General features: G+C 40.1%; 17 protein-coding genes. 7 read left to right on the top strand and 10 right to left on the bottom strand.

What is annotated here, in order from left to right:
* Positions 1-49: 49 nt before the first annotated feature.
* From NMG86_RS10730 to NMG86_RS10720, 3 genes are all read right to left on the bottom strand, one after another.
* Positions 50-2,020 (bottom strand): hypothetical protein, encoded by a 1,971-nt coding sequence (locus NMG86_RS10730; protein ID WP_026797608.1) that lies wholly within the window; start codon positions 2,018-2,020, stop codon positions 50-52.
* A gap of 21 nt (positions 2,021-2,041) precedes the next feature.
* Positions 2,042-4,258, bottom strand: a complete 2,217-nt coding sequence (locus tag NMG86_RS10725; protein ID WP_026797607.1) for a hypothetical protein — start codon at positions 4,256-4,258, stop codon at positions 2,042-2,044.
* A gap of 154 nt (positions 4,259-4,412) precedes the next feature.
* Positions 4,413-4,859 carry a hypothetical protein gene (locus NMG86_RS10720; RefSeq protein ID WP_026797606.1) on the bottom strand — a complete coding sequence of 149 codons (447 nt, stop codon included), beginning with the start codon at positions 4,857-4,859 and terminating at the stop codon, positions 4,413-4,415.
* A gap of 309 nt (positions 4,860-5,168) precedes the next feature.
* Between NMG86_RS10720 and NMG86_RS10715 the strand changes: the two genes are divergently transcribed.
* Genes NMG86_RS10715 through NMG86_RS10705 form a run of 3 tightly spaced genes read left to right on the top strand, consistent with a single transcriptional unit; the run spans position 5,169 to position 7,683 of the window.
* On the top strand, positions 5,169-6,548 hold the full coding sequence (locus NMG86_RS10715) for a helix-turn-helix domain-containing protein (protein WP_026797605.1): 1,380 nt from the start codon (positions 5,169-5,171) through the stop codon (positions 6,546-6,548).
* The gene (locus NMG86_RS10710; RefSeq protein WP_026797604.1) at positions 6,508-7,056 is read left to right on the top strand and encodes a hypothetical protein; all 549 of its coding nucleotides are present in this window, start codon (positions 6,508-6,510) and stop codon (positions 7,054-7,056) included. Before NMG86_RS10715 ends, NMG86_RS10710 begins: the two co-directional genes overlap by 41 nt.
* 51 nt (positions 7,057-7,107) lie before the next feature.
* Complete coding sequence (locus tag NMG86_RS10705; RefSeq protein WP_026797603.1) at positions 7,108-7,683, top strand: Uma2 family endonuclease; 576 nt, start codon at positions 7,108-7,110, stop codon at positions 7,681-7,683.
* Between the two features lie 236 nt (positions 7,684-7,919).
* On the opposite strand, the gene NMG86_RS10700 is transcribed toward NMG86_RS10705, so the two are convergent.
* Positions 7,920-9,407 (bottom strand): serine hydrolase, encoded by a 1,488-nt coding sequence (locus NMG86_RS10700; RefSeq protein WP_081694473.1) that lies wholly within the window; start codon positions 9,405-9,407, stop codon positions 7,920-7,922.
* 56 nt (positions 9,408-9,463) lie between these two features.
* On the bottom strand, positions 9,464-10,228 hold the full coding sequence (locus tag NMG86_RS10695; RefSeq protein WP_026786973.1) for an RNA methyltransferase: 765 nt from the start codon (positions 10,226-10,228) through the stop codon (positions 9,464-9,466).
* Between the two features lie 47 nt (positions 10,229-10,275).
* Here NMG86_RS10695 and NMG86_RS10690 point away from each other — a divergent pair, with 47 nt between their 5' ends.
* Positions 10,276-10,422: a DUF2256 domain-containing protein gene (locus NMG86_RS10690; protein ID WP_071782553.1), complete on the top strand. Its 147-nt coding sequence runs from the start codon at positions 10,276-10,278 to the stop codon at positions 10,420-10,422.
* A 26-nt stretch (positions 10,423-10,448) separates the two neighbouring features.
* On the top strand, positions 10,449-11,381 hold the full coding sequence (locus NMG86_RS10685; RefSeq protein WP_026786974.1) for an isoaspartyl peptidase/L-asparaginase: 933 nt from the start codon (positions 10,449-10,451) through the stop codon (positions 11,379-11,381).
* A gap of 179 nt (positions 11,382-11,560) precedes the next feature.
* On the opposite strand, the gene queC is transcribed toward NMG86_RS10685, so the two are convergent.
* Positions 11,561-12,247, bottom strand: a complete 687-nt coding sequence (gene queC, locus NMG86_RS10680) for a 7-cyano-7-deazaguanine synthase QueC (RefSeq protein ID WP_026786975.1) — start codon at positions 12,245-12,247, stop codon at positions 11,561-11,563.
* Between the two features lie 435 nt (positions 12,248-12,682).
* On the opposite strand from queC, the gene NMG86_RS10675 reads away from it, so the two are divergent.
* Complete coding sequence (locus tag NMG86_RS10675) at positions 12,683-13,204, top strand: DUF4149 domain-containing protein (protein ID WP_026786976.1); 522 nt, start codon at positions 12,683-12,685, stop codon at positions 13,202-13,204.
* Positions 13,205-13,358: 154 nt separating this feature from the next.
* The gene (locus NMG86_RS10670; protein ID WP_026797602.1) at positions 13,359-13,826 is read left to right on the top strand and encodes a DUF29 domain-containing protein; all 468 of its coding nucleotides are present in this window, start codon (positions 13,359-13,361) and stop codon (positions 13,824-13,826) included.
* Here the strand turns inward: NMG86_RS10670 and NMG86_RS10665 are convergent.
* The 4 genes from NMG86_RS10665 to NMG86_RS10650 form a co-directional block, all read right to left on the bottom strand.
* Entirely contained in the window at positions 13,815-14,948 is a 1,134-nt protein-coding gene (locus NMG86_RS10665) for a DNA cytosine methyltransferase (protein ID WP_026798678.1), read from the bottom strand. The genes NMG86_RS10670 and NMG86_RS10665 overlap by 12 nt on opposite strands.
* Before the next feature lie 86 nt (positions 14,949-15,034).
* A complete protein-coding gene (locus tag NMG86_RS10660) occupies positions 15,035-16,324 on the bottom strand; it encodes a beta-ketoacyl-ACP synthase (RefSeq protein ID WP_026797600.1) in 1,290 nt (429 codons plus the stop codon).
* Positions 16,325-16,474: 150 nt separating this feature from the next.
* Positions 16,475-17,233, bottom strand: a complete 759-nt coding sequence (locus tag NMG86_RS10655; protein ID WP_026793805.1) for a peptidylprolyl isomerase — start codon at positions 17,231-17,233, stop codon at positions 16,475-16,477.
* Between the two features lie 32 nt (positions 17,234-17,265).
* The gene (locus NMG86_RS10650) at positions 17,266-17,832 is read right to left on the bottom strand and encodes a photosystem I assembly protein Ycf4 (RefSeq protein ID WP_026786981.1); all 567 of its coding nucleotides are present in this window, start codon (positions 17,830-17,832) and stop codon (positions 17,266-17,268) included.
* Between the last annotated feature and the right edge of the window lie 214 nt (positions 17,833-18,046).

Below are 18,046 nucleotides of genomic sequence, written 5' to 3'. Positions count from 1 at the left end.
TGGTTGCCAACTGATGCTCTTGACCGCAGAGAGAGAATCTAACGAGAAATCAGTTATTGTGATCTGTGATCGTTAAATTTCCCAGCAAGCGTGTATCGCTATCAAAGTTGCTACCTGTTATGACAAAGCCAAATTCATATCCCTGATTGACTTTTATGAGTAATTGACCCTCACCACCCATGCTGCCACCAACTCCAAATGAAAGTTTCTGTGTTTGTTCTTCTTCTGATAAGCCCTTGGAAAAAGCATTGATTTCTGCTTTAACTTGATACCAACCATGAAATCCAGAATATTTCCAATTAAATTTAACAACCCCTGTCTTGGAAGATGTAGCAGAATATTTCCACGTTTGTTCTTGATGGACGATGTCACCTGCAAGACTATAATTAAAGGTAATCGAATTATTATTACTTGAATTAATGGACGTTGTTCCAGGACCAGTAACTTGCCAGTTAAAATCCTTTATAGAAATAGTTGGTTCAATTTTACAAATCTGTTGATTAGACCAAGAACTAAAAATAACACTTATAGCAATAGTTCTTACTTGGATTTTATAAATTCCAGGTTCAGGAGATTGTACTGGAGTAATTTCTAAGCTATTTATTGTGCTATTAACTTTTGTGCTATTAATTATTTGATCGCTGTTGTTAAATAATTCTAATTCATAATTATCTGCATTTTGCACAGTATTCCAAGTTATCCTAAAGACACTACCTGTGTAAGAAAAGCTAGTAATTACTGGCGAAGCCAGTTCTAGATATCCTTTCAGAAAATTCAGGGTTCCTTCTTCTGAGTAGTTTGCTCTTTTAGCCGCATCTATAAGTGTTACAATGCTTTCTTTAGTAAGAGGCAAGAGATGATAGCGTTTAAAGCAGGATTCTAAAGCATTAGATAAATCCCAGCCTCCATAATAAAGATTTTTTAAAAATTGAAACTCATTTGGGATAACCTGTACAACAAATTGTTTTTGATCTTGAACATTAGTTTCCTTATAAGTCGTTAAAGTATATGTACTTGTTTGATAAGGTGTTAAATCATAAGTTTTTTCTTGGTCAAGATTAGCAGTCCATTCTTGCTTCTGAATTTTGTTCTCAAAAATATATTCCAAAACCATCTTGTCAGCTAGTTGACTCGACCAAGTCAGCGTAACCGTTTCCTCGCCATTAATATTAGGTTTATCTAGGTGGAATTTTATATCAATACTAAAATCCCCTTCAATCTTAGATGCTGGTAGATTGGGAATTTGCTCTGCTTTTAATATCCCAGTGATTTTCTCAGGACTCAGACTAGGTATTTGATCTGCATTGAATTGTCCAGATGTTATCTTTGCAGCACTGAGATCAGGTATCTGCTCAATACTAAAATCCCCTTCAATCTTAGATGCTGGTAGATTGGGAATTTGCTCTGCTTTTAATATCCCAGTGATTTTCTCAGGGCTTAGACTAGGTATTTGCTCTGCCTTTAAATCAGGTATGTGCTCAGTAGCTATGACAGCCTTAACACGAATGCTTGAATCGATCTCAATATTAATTGAGGATTCACCTTGAGTTGTCGTGACGTTAAGAGTAGCCAATGCCACCTGATCGTGACTAACTTCAGTCGTGCTGAGAGTCAACTTAAATTTCGGAATCACTTTCCATTGGCTGAGATTGGTGGGATCTTCCTCTTCGTTGTACTCAAGGGTTAATAGCCAGTGTTTATTGTAATACTGCTGATCACTTAGATTAAGGAGAAATTGACCAAGCTGCCGTAGTACATTGGCATTATTGAATTTGGCACTATCAGTCAAATTAATGAGACGACCTGAGTTATCAATGGCGACACCAGGCATAATCTGCACCTGCCCATGCGTTGGACCTACTTGAATAGTCAAACCCATTAAAATTCCTGATTTTAGGAGTAATTGATTTTGCAATTCACGATTAGCAATATGAAAATTCTGCTCTCGTTGAAAATCTTCCGGTGTCAAAAGTTGCTCATCATAATAACGTTGTTTGGCAATGGGGCTTTCAGAGTTCATATTATTTACCTTTGTTTAAAATTAATTTGGTTTAGGTGATGAAATTCTAGTATTAATGCCAATGTAGCTCTTCCCTACAGTGGTATAAGTGGGAATATCAGAATGTGCATAAACCCATTCAGATTGTATACCATCCGTGTTATAAGACCTAAATTCATCTAATTTACCTTGCAAGTAATTAGCAAAATCTCTGGCTATACCATTATCAATCCCTTGCAATTGACCAATTGCGGAAGTCATAGAGTCTTCTGTTTGTGTATTTAGGAAAGTAAAACCACTTAAAATAGATTGAACAGAGGCATTCATCCGATATTCTGAACTGTTAGGGATCTCCGCCCAATTTTTAATAAATGGGAAAAGCTGATTTTCAGTTTCGGACAATATTTGCCCTTGAGTGCCTCCTGTCTCACCTGAAAGCAGTCGAAATTTACAAGACAATTTACCTCCAGCTTCCAGTTTTTTGTCATCGCCTAAATTCCAAACGACTACTGCTAAAAATTGTTTCTGAGCATTGAGAGTAATGTTCAGGCTCTTAATCTTTATTTTCTCCCTAATATCATTTATGCGAATATCTACTTCCCTGATAGTAGATTCTACTTGAGATCGAATTTCGCGGATTTTATTTTCGGCTTTTTCTTTTTTTGAATCATCACCGCTAAACCAGCTTTTTATTTCGTCCCAGATTTTTTCCAAGAGGCTGATGACAGTCTTTACTCCTAAAAGAGATACAGCCATCAGCATCCCTGCCAGTGCAACTGCATCTGCTAGTGTCTCGGCTACAATTCCAGCAGCAGCACTAGCAAGAGCCTTAGCTATAGCTTCAAGTCCTTCTTCTAATGCACGACATATCAAACGAGCAAATGCTTTAGCTCCTCCACGTCTTGCTATTTCGAGAGAAACAACTTTGTAAGTATCAGGATCTGCAAGAATATCTTCAGCAATTTTTCCAGAGCTATCTACAATGGACTGCCACATTGCACGAGGCAGATCATCAAGGCTTCGTGGAATCGCAAATACTGCCTCGAAATCAATCTCACTACTGTCACTCAGACCAAGTCCTTCAATCTTATAAGTGAGCTTAAGAGGAAGCTTCATTTTGCCGTCCTCAGTTTTACTGGGACTGCCATTTAGCCCTGGAGTCAAATTCGTATTGGTTAATCCATTAAGCCAATCTGAAAGAATTTTCTCACAGCCTTGGCTCCGAAGTTCGTTGAAAACTTTGAGGTACTTATTAATTAAATTTAGAGTGGTAGTTGGTAAACCATCAATTCTAGTGATTTTAAAACCACTATTTGACCCTGAACCTTTTGTCCAAGTAAATTCAATACCGAGTTGAACATCTTGAGAAGTATTTCCGCTATCTGTCGGAAGACTTAAAGAACCTAAATTAACTGATACTGCACCAAGGAAAGATTTTTTAGTATATACTGCTGAAATAGAGGAATGAATTGACGTATTTAGTATCGTCAGTGTTGTACTAATTCGTAAATATTTATTTGGTGATTTAGTTGATATTTCAAGGTTAGGGTTATCCAGAGTAATAAAATCAAAATCGATCTTTTCTAAGATTGTTGTGCGTAGAACAATTGCCTTATCTTCGACATCTAAGCTAATCAAAAAATTATATTGCTGGAAGATTAGTAAATTTGCCTCCAGATGATACCCAGGATAGTATTGTTTTTCGTTTGGATTTCGGTAGGGAAAAGTATAATTATCTAGGGAGCCATCAGGGGGTTTGAGATAATACATCTCTCCATTTTGAAAAGCAAATTCATTAGTAATATCATCTGCCCAATCCCAAGCCCCACCAATTACAGATGTTATAAATCTTGTAAGCGTCAAAGGTTCATCCGCCGATAGACTAACCAAAACCAAACGAGGTAATGTCTGTTGAAAAACGATTGCTCCCGCTAAGGAGAAATTCTCAAGATTTGGAAAACGTGCAGCAGCTGTTAGAGTAATATCGGTTGCTGCTTTACCATTGTTTCCTTGATCTTTATATATACGTCCTTCGATTCCTAAATTTTCGAGAACAATGCCTGTCATACCAAAAGGTTCTCTAATTGATTTTGTGGCTTCATCAGCAGGAAAGAGGTAAGGATTAAAAACAATGTTATTAGAAAGAGCAAAACTCAGTTCCTGATCTGATGCTAGAATTGCCCCATATAATGTGACAGGTTGACGGCTAACATCAAAATTTAAAGTATAAGGAAAATAAATTTCAACTTTTGTTGCCATTGATAATCACAATTAAGCTAATTTTTTATACATTTATCAAGGATTACAAGTAGGTAGGCGTAGTTAAATTAATAAAAATCTCTACAAATTGCCAAAGCTTCGAGATACAGCATTTTTGTTGTTGATTCAGCCCACCTACTTGAAAGACAAGAATCTAAGTTTTTACTAGCTTCACATATAATCCTTTGATGGCTAGTTTGCCTTGAATCAACTCAACTTTGTCGTTGTCACTCCAAGTCGCCGATAGCCCAAGAGTAAATGTTGTTGGTAGAGGTGGGTCAAATTTACCACTGCCATCTTCTTTTACCGAAGGTGGAACTTTGAGGGTTAACGCTTCTACCGCAAGATTGAGCGACATCACTTTCTCGTATGCCGAGTCCAAGGGACTCGGTAAGTTATCTCCTGATGGAAGGGGCGGGACACCATCAGTCAGAGTATTTAAAAAGGCGTGAAGATCTGCGGCTGTCCCAACTTCCACCCGACGCGGTAGTGAAAACTCCACTCCATTCTTTTTGGCATCTGTTAAAGCTTTTGCTGGTTCAATAGCAACATCCTCTCCATTAATTTCAAGGACGATACCGACATTTACACTTGCTGTCATAATATCTAGACCTATTTCCTTTAGATTTGTCCTTAGCACATCGATTCATTGAGAGTAGTTTTGCATAGCAAAGCTACGGTACTATAGCCGATTATCAGTGTTGTCAACGTTTTGATCCGTTGTCTTCCGAGCGGTTATCTATAGAGAGTTGTTGTCGATGATTAAGCTTTCAAGCCTTGGAACCCCTGGTTGTTAATAATCTATCCCAACTCCCCGATGCTGTCTTTACAGGAAAGTATGGAGTTGTCAAGTATGGAAAGTATGATTTAATTTAAGGTAGAGGCAGTTTTATACAGAGCGAGAAAATAGATGGAATTTGAGCAGGCATTGGAGATTGTCAAAGGTGCGATCGCTCCCAAAATTGCTAGAACGCTCACTGAGGTTGAAATTGCTCTTTTGTTCGGTGCTTGGAATAACCTCACTTATGATCGCATCGCCGAGCGATCGGGCTATTCCATCAACTATCTCCAACGGGACATAGGCCCCAAACTTTGGAAACTTATCAGTGATGCTTTGGGCCGCAAAGTCAACAAAACCAATCTGCGCGGCATTATTACTCACTTTGATACCCCGACGGCTATTCCCCAACCTCAAGTCCAACGGTCAATTTATTGGGGTGAGGCGATCGATGTTTCCAGCTTTCAAGGTCGAGTTGAAGAGATTGAAACCCTGACCCAATGGATAATACAAGATCGCTGCCGACTCATTACTTTGGTGGGAATGGGGGGAATTGGTAAAAGTACCTTAGCCGCTAAAGTCGCTCAACTCTTACAAGAACAATTTGAATTTGTGATTTGGCGAAGTCTCCGCAATGCCCCACGCTTAGAGACATTGTTGTCCGAACTGGTGCCTTTTCTTTCTAACCAGCAAGATCTCCAATCTAAACCCGAACGACTCCTGTACTGGCTGCAAACCCATCGCTGTTTGGTAATTTTGGATAATCAAGAAACGATTTTACAAGCTGGCAACTGTGCAGGATACTACCAGCCAGATTTCACAGACTATGATGAATTATTGCAATTACTGGGAGAAGCCTGTCATCAGAGTTGTATTTTACTCACCAGTCGTGAAAAATCCGCACAAGTTGCCATATTAGAAGACTTAAACGGAGCAGTGCGATCGCTCTCTTTAAACGGTTCCTGGGAAACCTCCCTTGCCTTAATGGACTCCAAACAACTCCGTGGAACCGATGCAGAAAAACGTCGCCTGTGTGAGTTATATTGTTGCAATCCCCTCGCCCTAAAAATTGTTGCTGCCTCGATTCAGAGTTTGTTTGAAGGAAATATTAACTCTTTTTTTCAAGAAAATATATTAGTATTTAATGGAATTCATCGCTTATTAAATCGGCAATTTGAGCGGTTGTCACCTGTAGAAAAAACTATCATGTATTGGTTGGCAATTAATCGAGAATGGACAACCATTGCAGAACTACAAGATGATATTGTACCTCCGATTTCACGGGCAACCCTATTAGAATCCCTAGAATCTTTAACCCGGCGCAGTTTAATTAAAAAGCGTTCAGGTGAGTATACCCTACAGCCCGTTGTGATGGAATATGTTACAATAGCAAATGCAATTCCCCACCGTATTAACCGTATTAATACTGAGTTAAGCCAAGTTTCCCGCCAAGCTCCTGAATATTTAATTGATGAGTATACCGATTATTGCTATTTTAGTAAGCCCGATTAAACTGATTATCACCTCTAATTTCTTACAGCCTGCTGATGCTCAAAATCAACAGCAAAGAGGGATTATAACTTCGAGTTTACCAGAGTATTGTGCACCCGATAAATACAAAGCCTTTTTTGAGAATTTTGTGGGGGGTCAAGATTACCAAGAAAAAGAAACCCGTTTGATTTATACCGCAGACACTATTGAAGTGCGGGAGTATGAAAATCCTAGTAATCTTATAGAATTGCTAAGTAAGAAAGATAATGAATTTAGTATTGATCTTAGAGATTACCGTTGGGTACAACTTGTTCCTTCAACTGTAGATAATAGTCCCTATACCCGCTTGCAAATTGACTTAATCCGCATTAGTAATACCACCTTTCGAGTTAACTATATCAAAGCTCAGTATACCTATGATTCTAATGGGGATGGAGAAGAATATTTGGATTACACCTATGGAGAACCAGGGGCTTATATTTTTGAGCATCGAAATGGCTGCTGGAATCTAACCCAAAAGTTACGATAAATATTACTATAGTATAATAATTAATAGCGATCGCAATCTAAAACTAACAATATGGTTATTAGTCCTGTGATATTAAACCTAGATAGTGTTTATCTAAGTGATGAACAATTCTATCAACTCTGTCAAAATAACCGAGAATTAAAATTTGAAAGAAATACTCAAGGAGAATTAACAATTATGTCTCCAGTCGGGGGAGAAAGTGGAAATCGAGAATCTGAACTTATGATCGATTTGGGAATCTGGAATCGTCAAACAAAATTGGGTTATACCTTTAGTTCTTCAACTATTTTTAAACTTCCCAATGGTGCAGATCGTTCCCCCGATGCTGCTTGGATTAAAAAAGAACGTTGGGAAAATCTCACCCCCGAACAACGCCGGAAATTCCCCCCCATTGCGCCAGATTTTGTGATCGAATTAAGGTCAGCAACGGATGAATTAGAACCCCTACGTCGGAAAATGTGGGAATATTTGGATGGGGGAGTTAAATTAGGTTGGTTAATTAATCCCAAACAGCAACAGGTAGAAATTTATCGCATTGAAAAACCCATAGAATTGAGAAATCTCCCCACAGAATTATCCGGTGAGGAGATATTACCAGGGTTTAGTTTGAATTTATCTCTTTTTTAGAGAATATTGTTTTTTATTCTATTAAAATTATCCTTAAACTATTGGGTGATGTGTGTGCTTACGCTATAGCAACCGCCAAGGCAGTTAGGACACCAGACGGATCTTTGAACCCAGACGGTGAAGTGTTTCCCCCCAGATCCCTCCCCCCCTAGCCCCCCGTGCACGGGGGGTTTGGGGGGGCTGTTCCGGTGTTCCGGTGTTCCGGTGTTCCCTGCTATAACACACCCTAGAATAAGTTATTGTTGATTATCTTGAACCTGATCGGGAGTAGTTGGCAAATCGGGATTTGGTTTAGGGTCAGTAGCAGTATCAAAATATTGATAAATAGTAGAAGAAATTTGACGAATTAGTTCATTAGCTTGGGGATCATCCGCTTCTCTTTCAACTAAAACTCCAAGTAAATAGCGTTTACCATTAGGCATATCAATTAAACCAACATCCCCAGAAACCGAGTCAATATTGCCCGTTTTATGAGCAATAAACGCCCCCTCTCCTAAACCACGAGGTAACAAAGAACGATTGCGAGTTTGCTGCATAATTCTTAACATAAAATCGCGGGATTTCAAAGAAACTAACTTTCCTTGATTGATGTCCGCCATTAAATTAACTAAATCCCTAGCACTGGTTTTATTTGTTCCTTCCAAATCAGGAAGAATATTTTGCATTTGAGTTTGTTTTAATTGCCAAGAAGCAAACTGTTGATTCAAGGATTCAATCCCACCCAAGCGATCAATTAACATATTTGTAGCGGTATTATCACTATTTGTAATCATTAAATCTGCTGTTTCTAGGGCTGTAAATTTACTCCCGACTGGTTTATCTTGCAGTTCTCCAGACCCCTTAGCAACGTGTTTTTCTTCCATGGTTAAGACTTCATCTAAACGTATCCTGCCCTCATCAACCGCTTGGAAAAATGAGACTAAAATAGGAAGTTTAATGGTACTTGCAGCCGGAACTGCTTCTTGCCCTTGAATATCCACATAATTTCCCGTATCTAAATCCACTAAAAACACCCCAGGTTTTAACTTAGGTAAATCCTTCGCTAAACCCAGAATTGCTGTTTTTAAATCCGAAGATTCTTGAGTTAATTGTAGGGATGAAACTAAAGCATTAGAAGACGTAGAATTTTGTTGTTGTTCCAGGCTTAAATTTACAGTTTGATCGGCGGCGGCACTAGAACGACCCAAAGCATTTAAAACCGAAAGAATCGTCCCCGAAATCACACCAATTCCCAGTCCTAAAATCACCAAGCGGGCGACATAAATTATCGGAGAGACTCGACGTTTTTTTCTCACCCGTTTTACTAATTTATCCCTAGGGGCGAGGGGAGAGGTCGGAGCCGGAATCATGTCCCCCTCCGGTCTGCGACGGGGAGAAGGATCAGCAGGCTTACGAAAGGGCAAAACAGAAGCACCAGTAGCCGCATTAGGGGGGCGTTTACCTGGGGTCGGGCGGCGTTTACGAGATTTAGGCGGAACGGGTTTTTGTCGCAGTTGAGAAAGTAGAGGCTCAAAAGACTCCGAACGGCCTAAATCATTATTCTGTCGTGGTTCTGTTGACGGAGAGCGACGGGGAGCCGTTTTTACCGGATCATGACGAGATCGACGCCTCGGTTGCGGTTGAGACGCTTTTCCATTGCGAGATTTTGGCTCAGAGGACTTAGAGCCAGACTTATTAAAGGAAAAGATCGAGAATAACGACTGACGAGGAGATCGTTGAGCCACACCTAAACACCTGACTAGAATTTTACTTTTCAGTAGAGACGTGCCATGGCACGTCTCTACCGATCACTGATCATTGATAACGCCCATTCTACTTGACTCAGGATACCGCGCAACATCGCCACTTCTTCAGAGGTTAAATTAGCTCGATTATACAGACGCCGAAACTTTTTCATCCGACTATTGGCGGTATGGGGATAGACATATCCAATCCTGAGTAACATTGCTTCCAACTGTTGATAATAACCCTCTAACACCTCCAAGGGAACCGTAGAAGCCGGGGGAATTTCTATAGAGTTTTTTATCCTCTCTTGAGGTTCTAACACACAATATCGTAATTCATAACAACACACCCCCACCGATTGGGCTAAATTTAAAGACGGATAAACAGAACTAGACCGAATTCTCAGAAACCGTTGAGCATAACTCAATTCATCATTATTTAAACCCCGATCTTCTGGCCCAAAAATCAAAGCCGAGGGACAGTCTAATAACCAAGGTAAAACCGTTCTGGGATCTTCTAAATCCGTAGGTAAAGCACCTGATCGGGATCTGGCGGTAGTGGCGATCGCCCGTTGACATCCAATTAAAGCCTCTGGTAACGAGGAAACCGTGATCGCCCCTGCTAAAATATCCCCAGCATGAACCGCCATTCGTTTCGCTTCATCCCCCAGGGGATCGCATTGAGGATTAACTAACACCAACTGCCCAAGCCCCATATTTTTCATCACCCGGGCAACAGAACCCACATTTAAAGGCCCTGCGGGTTCCACTAACACAATCCGAATCGGCGTTAAGGGGGTATAGGGTAAGGTCTGTGACATGGAAATGATATAATCATCCCTGATTAAAGCGACTTCAATAACTTAGCATGGCACGCCAGCGATCTAAGTCCGACTTACCGACGAAGACTTGTCCCGTTTGCGATCGCCCCTTCACCTGGCGAAAAAAATGGGCCGACTGTTGGGAAGAAGTCAAATATTGTTCCGAACGTTGTCGTCGTCGCCGTTCTGCTTAAAAATTATTCATTTGCATCATACATTCATGGCCGTTCAACCTAAACTAATTATTCATGGCGGTGCTGGTAGTTCTCTCCAAAGCAAAGGAGGATTAGAAGCTGTACGCAAATCCCTCTATCGAGTCATTGATCAAGTTTACCCCCTACTCCTCCGGGGAGCGAGCGCTAAAGAAGCCGTAGTGCTTGGCTGTCAACTCCTAGAAAACGATCCTCGGTTTAATGCGGGCACGGGTTCCGTCCTGCAATCCGATGGCCAAATCCGCATGAGTGCCGCCTTAATGGATGGAAGCCTCCAACGTTTTAGCGGGGTGATTAACGTTTCACGGGTGAAAAATCCTATAGATTTAGCTGTGGTTTTACAAGACGCCTCCGATCACGTTTTATCCGATTATGGGGCCGCCGAATTAGCCCGGGAACTGCAATTACCCCTATATAATCCCCTCACCGACCAACGTTTGCAGGAATGGCTCGAAGACCGTAAGGACAATTTTAGACGCAGCATGGCGAATGTGGTTTCTGAACCCGCAGGCACCGGAACCATCGGGGTTGTGGCCTTAGATCAAAAGGGTCAATTAGTCGCCGGGACATCCACCGGGGGCAAGGGATTTGAGCGCATTGGCCGGGTGAGTGACTCTGCAACTCCAGCCGGAAATTATGCCACCGATCAAGCTGGGGTTAGTTGTACGGGAATTGGGGAAGATATTCTCGATGAGTGTTTGGCGGCTAAAATTGTGATCCGAGTCACCGATGGTCAGTCTTTACAGACCGCCTTTAAAAAATCCTTCGCCGAAGCCCACGAACATCAACGGGATTTTGGAGCAATTGGAATTGATCGAACTGGGGCACTCGCCTGGGGAAAAACCTGTGATGTGATTCTTTGCGCCTTCCACGACGGCCAAAATAAAGGAGATAGTTTAGAAGCTGATAAAGGAACTCAGGTCTTTTCAGATCACATTTAACTGCACCAACCATAAGGGAGAAAGTATAGCAGGGAACACCGGAACACCGGAACAGCCCCCCCAAACCCCCCGTGCACGGGGGGCTAGGGGGGGAGGGAACAGGAGTAATACTTCTCGTTATTTGATATCAGTCGTAATTACCCATTACCCATTACCCATTACCCATTACCCATTACCTATTACCCATTCCCTGCTATATAAGCAATCGGATCTATTAATTCCAGTTCAGCAAAGGCAGCTAATCGTAAACGACAGGAATCACAAACACCACAGGCTTGTTCCTCTCCGGCATAACAAGACCAAGTAAATTCCCAGGGAACCCCTAAGCGATTTCCTAATTTGATAATTTCTGTTTTTGCTAAATGAATCAGTGGAGATTCAATCGTAATCGGATCACCTTCTCGACCTTGTTTTGTTCCTAATCTAAAGACTTCTTCTATGGCTTGAATATAATCGGGACGACAATCGGGATAACCCGAATAATCTAACACATTAACACCAATATAAACTTTCCGGGCGGCGATCGCTTCTGCATAGGCTAAAGCAAAACTTAAAAAGATAGTATTCCGAGCCGGAACATAAGTAATTGGAATACTTCCAGCCATTGTTTCTGGGGATCTATCCTGGGGTAAATCGAGGCGATTATCGGTTAAGGCAGACCCCCCCCATAGACTCAAATCAAAAGTTACGACTTGATGTTCGACGACTCCGGCAAATTCGGCAATTTTTCGCGCTGATTCGAGTTCCTTACGGTGTCGCTGTTGATAATCAAAAGAAATCGCATAACATTCACAACCATCTGCTTTTGCTTGGTATAAAACCGTCGAAGAATCTAAGCCACCGGACAATAAAATAACTGCTTTCACTTTAATTATTTATCCTTTTTCTTAGTGTTGATTATATAGCAATCCTAAATCAGTTGTAATATTTCCATCTATCTCGACCCCTCCCAACCCTCCCCTTAGTAAGGGGAGGGCTAGGGTGGGGTTCTATATTCTGATCGCAAATCATTTAAGATTGCTATATCTGGGTTAATTTTAGCAAAAATTCATGCCATATTACTATCCCCTCCGCAAGTAACAATTTTTACAATTAAGAAACCGTATTTTATCGGAAAATTTAGGCTGTCTAAAAAAAGATTTCAAAACTCAGCTTTTATCCTGTTTAAGAACCAAGACTTAAAGATTTATATTTTTTTGTAAAGTTTTGTTATACAAAATACTTCACATTCTATTGTGAAAATATTCGCTATTATAAAAAGTGAAGACAGCAATTATTATTCATACAAGGTAATCATTACTATGGCTACTATCTCTAAAGCAGAATATCATCCCACACGCTGGCTGACACTGGTGTTAGCCACTCTCGGATTATGGATGGCGGGAAGTTTAATTCTTGACTTTGTAATTATGCCGACGATGTATATTTCTGGCATGATGGAAGAAACCGGATTTACTTCGGCGGGAACTCTAATTTTTTCAGTCTTTAACCGGATTGAATTAGTTTGTGCGGCGGTTGGTTTAACGGGTTTAATTGCTTTAGCGATGAACCTTCCTGAAAAATTCAGTAGTCGCCTACGGACAATCACTGGATTATCGCTATTTCTGTTTGCCATTGCCATGGTTTATACCTATATTCTTACCCCTCAAATGAGTGCATTAGGAATTAACTTAAATCTATTTAATGGATTCAATACAATTCCCGATGGCATGAACCAACTGCATTTGAGTTATTTTACCCTAGAAATGATTAAATTATCCGTTTTAGGCATCATTTTAGGCTGGTGTTATCGCAACCATAGTAAACTTGATCTCACATTCTAAATTGATCATCAAAATTAAGGTAGGTTGGGTTAAGAAAACAAAATCCAACCTATTTTTTATATATGAATTCTAAGGTTAGAACATAGACGGGTATATTCTTTCTGTTCCCTGTTCCCTATTATATAATTAAAATTAACTGAGTTTAGGATATCTCATGACAACCCAACTCCCCATCACAGAATCTCAACAAACTTCTGATTTATATGAAGAAGATTATCATTTGTGGTTAATGAATACTATTCATCAGTTACAACATGGAAAATTAGCTGAAGTCGATATGATTAATTTAATTGAAGAATTAGAAGCTATGGGAAGAAGTGAAAAATCAGCAATTGAGAGTAATCTCAGAATTTTATTAATGCACCTATTAAAATATAAGTATCAATCTGAGAAACGAACCAACAGTTGGCTATTTACTATTCGAGAACATCGAAAAAGATTACGAAATGATTTTAAAAATAGTCCGAGTTTAAAGCGATATTTTCTTGAAGTTTTTCAAGAATGTTATCAGGATGCCAGAGAATTAGCTGCGGATGAAACGGGATTATCAATTAATACTTTTCCTGTAGAATCACCGTTTTCTCAAGAGGACACCTTAAACCCTGATTATCTACCGGAGTGATACTAATTCACGGTTTTCTTGATTCGCTAATTTCAATCGTTCTTTAATTGATAATTTTTGTAAATTTTCACTTAACTCATATAAATCAACACTCTGATATTTCCCTGTAAATAAAGGAATTAACGCTTCAACTAACGCCACAATACCATCAGGAGGAACCGCATTTCCAATTTGGCGACGAATTTCTGTAAATGTTCCTTCAAAGATAAAATCATCTGGAAAAGATTGTAACCTAGCGCGTTCACGATTGGTTAATGCTCTGGGTTCATCGTAATGATATCCCCAAGTTCCGCCGCCACCTCCTGCGATAATAGTAGTTGAAGGTTGGTTAGGGTGTAAACGCCGATAAACATGACTAATCATGCCTTTAACATAATATTCACTATCTTTAGGAATATCGGTAAAATTGCCACCGGGTTTAATCCGTTTTAAAATTTCAATAGTTCTCGGTTGGATTTTTTGATGTTCATTATTATTGGAAATATTTTCGACTCCTGCTAATGCGTCCGATGCAGTCCGATAGGGATATTTTCGATTTAACCCATATTCCGGTTGAGGATGAATAAAATTAAATCCCGTATCTTTTCTAATTCCTACTAATAATACCCGTTCTCGAAATTGAGGAACCCCATAATCGGCAAAATTATAGAGTTTGGGTTTAACTAAATATCCGGGTTCAATATTCTCAAAATCAGAAATAATCCGTTCAATTGCTTGATAATTATTAGCACTTAATAACCCTTTAACATTTTCAGCAATAAACGCTTTCGGTTTTTTATCTTGAACAAATTTAAGAAAATAAGTATATAAATTTCCCCGTTCTCCTTCTAACCCTGGACGTTTCCAAATCATTGAAAAATCTTGACAAGGAAAACCGCCCGTAATTAAATCCGCATCAGGAACTTCAGCAATATTAATATTTTCAATTTGATTATTAACAATTACATCCCCAATATTTCGGCGAAAAGTTTGACAAGCATCTCTATTAGCATCAATCGCCCAAACCACTTTAAATCCAGCTTTATGCAAAGGTAAATCCATCCCTCCACATCCCGAAAATAAAGACAGAGTTGAGGGAATATGCTCCCATTTAATTTTAGATAAACGTTCAGTTAATGGCATTATTTATTTTGATTAGTATTGAGTAATTACTATTATGTTGTTGGGATGAGAGCCTTTGTAAAGATTGCGCTTAAGCGCAACAACGATTAGGCTTTACCAATTGCAATAATAGCATTTTGTCCCCCAAATCCAAAACTAAAACATAAAGTATTTTTGATAACCATAGAACGAACAGAGGTAACAAAATCCAAATCAAATTCTGGTGTTTTTAAACCCACACAGGGGGGTAATAGTTGATGTTTTAATGTCATTAAACTAAAAGCTACTCCTAACGCTCCTGACGCCCCTAATGTGTGTCCGGTTGCGCCTTTTGTTGAACTAACAGAAACACCTTGGGGAAATAATTGTTTAATTAATTGAACTTCATGATCATCATTTAATTTTGTAGCGGTTCCATGGGTATGAATATAATCAATTTCATGACTCGATAAATTACTATTTTTTAAACAGGTTTGAATCGCGGCGATCGCACTTTTTCCAACTCTATCAGGTTTATTACCATAACAAGCATCTGCTGTCAATCCAAATCCTAATATTTTCCCATAAATTTGAGCATTTCGCTGTTGCGCTAGATCTTCTGATTCTAAAATTAAAATAGCCGCGCCTTCCCCTAAAACAAATCCTTCTCGATCTCGATCAAATGGATAGCAACCTGTGTTTGCTAAGGCTCCCATTTGTTCAAATCCTGCTAAGGTTAAAGGAGTAATTGGTGCTTCCACTGCTCCCACTATTACACGCTGACACTGTTGGGTTTTAATCAGTTCAAATCCTTGAGCGATCGCCCAAATTCCCGTAGCACAAGCCGCCATGGGTGATAAAATAATTCCCGTAGAACCTGTTTTTTTAGCTGCATTTAAAGCAATATTAAAAGGTAAATATTCTACAAATTTGCTTAAACTAATCCCCGCATCTTCTCCCCGTTCCACTAAGGAAAAAATGCCATCTTCTCCCCCTTGCCATAAAGGGGAAACTCCATCTTCTCCCCCCCTCCATAAAGAAGAAACTCCATCTTCTCCCCCCCTCCATAAAGAGGAAACTCCATCTTTTCCCCCCATTAGTAAGGGGGGGTAGGGGGGGTAAAATCTTGCTAATTGTTCTAATTTTCCTTGATATCCCCGACTAGAACCAATTACAACACCACAATCTAATAAAGGTGGAGTTAAATTAGCCATAATTAAGGCATCGGCGATCGCAGTTTCTAATAATTCCGTAGGATCAGAAGGAATATTATTAATTAAAGCCAGGGGTTTAGTAAAAAGTTCAGGAAAAGGTTGATGGGGTAATATTCCTGAATGACCCGATAACAATTGTTTCCAGGTTATTTCCAAATTTCCTAATGCCGAGATTAAACCAATACCAGTAACAACAACTTGCATTCTTTGTTAAGACTCAGCCAGGATAGCGGTCAGGGCGGGTTGATCAAGATGATCTGTCAAATCCGATTAATCTCGGTGAACCCGCCCCTACAGGGACTTAATCTCTATGCCATAAATCGGGGATTCGTGTTGACATTTTTTAAGAGTTGATTAATTTTTCAGATTTTCTAACCCTTGGGTGACTTTTGCCGAGTCAATGCGATCGCCTTGTTGAATCTTATCCACAACATTCATCCCATCGGTAACATTCCCAAAAACCGCATAACTCCCATCCAGAAAAGGCAATTCCGCTAAAGAAAAATAGAACTGAGAAGAAGCCGAATCGGGAAATTGAGAACGGGCCATAGCTACAGCACCGCGACGGTGGGATAAAACGGGTGCTGCGGTGATCCGGGCGCTTTCTAAGGTTTTACTATAAATCGGCTGTTCCGCGCCTTTGGGCTTAATTTCCAAAGGAATCATGCGTTCTTTAGAAGTAGCGGGATCAATAAATCCCCCAGTACCTAATCTAGCGCTGGGAAAGTTAGGATCTTTACTTTGAGGGTCGCCACCTTGAGCCACGAAGGGATCAGGCTCACGGACAACCCGGTGAAAAGCTAGACCGTCATAAACTCCTTTATTGACCAGATCAACAAAGTTTCCAGCCGTAACCGGGGCATTAGTTCCATCCACTTCAATCGTAATCGGCGATCCGTTGACCGTCATTACTACCGTAGCTTTTCCGTTTAATTGAGGTAAATTTGTCATCGGTTGAGTCGGATTTTGGGAAATAGGTGTAGCAGATTGACTATCAGCAGAATTGTTATTCTGGATTTCGGTGGAGGTTGTATTAGAAGCACAGCCCCCAACGATTAATACACAAATCAGCAAAAAAGGTAAAAACCAGTGCTGTGTGTTGAGTTTCTTCATCTTAGGTTTCAATGTTTTTGCGGTCGGAGGTTCTAAAGTCCTTCTAAGGGGACTTGTAAAAACTTAGCTAATTCTGCCCCTTGGTTTTCCACATCAGACAGAGGTAGGGGTTGGCCCACACGGGTTAAGGGAATTTGCCGACGGTCTTTGAGTTTTAGGTACAAAGCTCGACGGGGGTTAATTCCATCCTTGATATCAACACGAATGGATTGAATATCATTCAGGTTGCTACTGAACTCCACCTTGCGGTTTTTCCCAGGAAACCCCCATCGGAAAATACTTACTTTTCCCGTATCCCGGTTAAATTCATTGTATCCCCCGCCTAAATCCCAGAAAATCACTAACCATAAATACAAAGCCAGTAATAAAGCAGCGGCTCCATATAAACCCATGACAATGCCTTGGGGGATAAAGATCAGTTGAGTCGGATCGGCGAAGGGTAAAAGATTAATTTTCAAATAGCTAGAAATACCGGATAAAAGGAAACCCGTACCCCCAATAGTGATCACACTGGCCCACCAGTAGTTGCTGAAGCGACGGGAGCCCGTAACTTTCTTAGAAAGAATTTGATTCGTTGTAGTCTTTGTTTCGGTACTCATGAAAGTAAGAATGTGAATTTTTACAGTCAACACCTTTGCAAAAATTGTTAACTGTAATATATAGTTATGTTAACTTGCTTAAGAGTCTACCGCTAAATGTCCCCCCGATTAGACGAGGGAAAAAGTGGTAAGCTATAAGCATCCAACCAATTGCTGAACAGTTTATACCGCAAGGGATAGAAACTGCTTTGTCAGACCTTCCTCCGAACTCCGT

It is taken from the genome of Planktothrix rubescens CCAP 1459/22 (assembly GCA_904830895.1).
Taxonomy (GTDB): Bacteria; Cyanobacteriota; Cyanobacteriia; order Cyanobacteriales; family Microcoleaceae; genus Planktothrix; species Planktothrix agardhii.
This window is presented reverse-complemented; position numbering and strand designations above follow the sequence as displayed.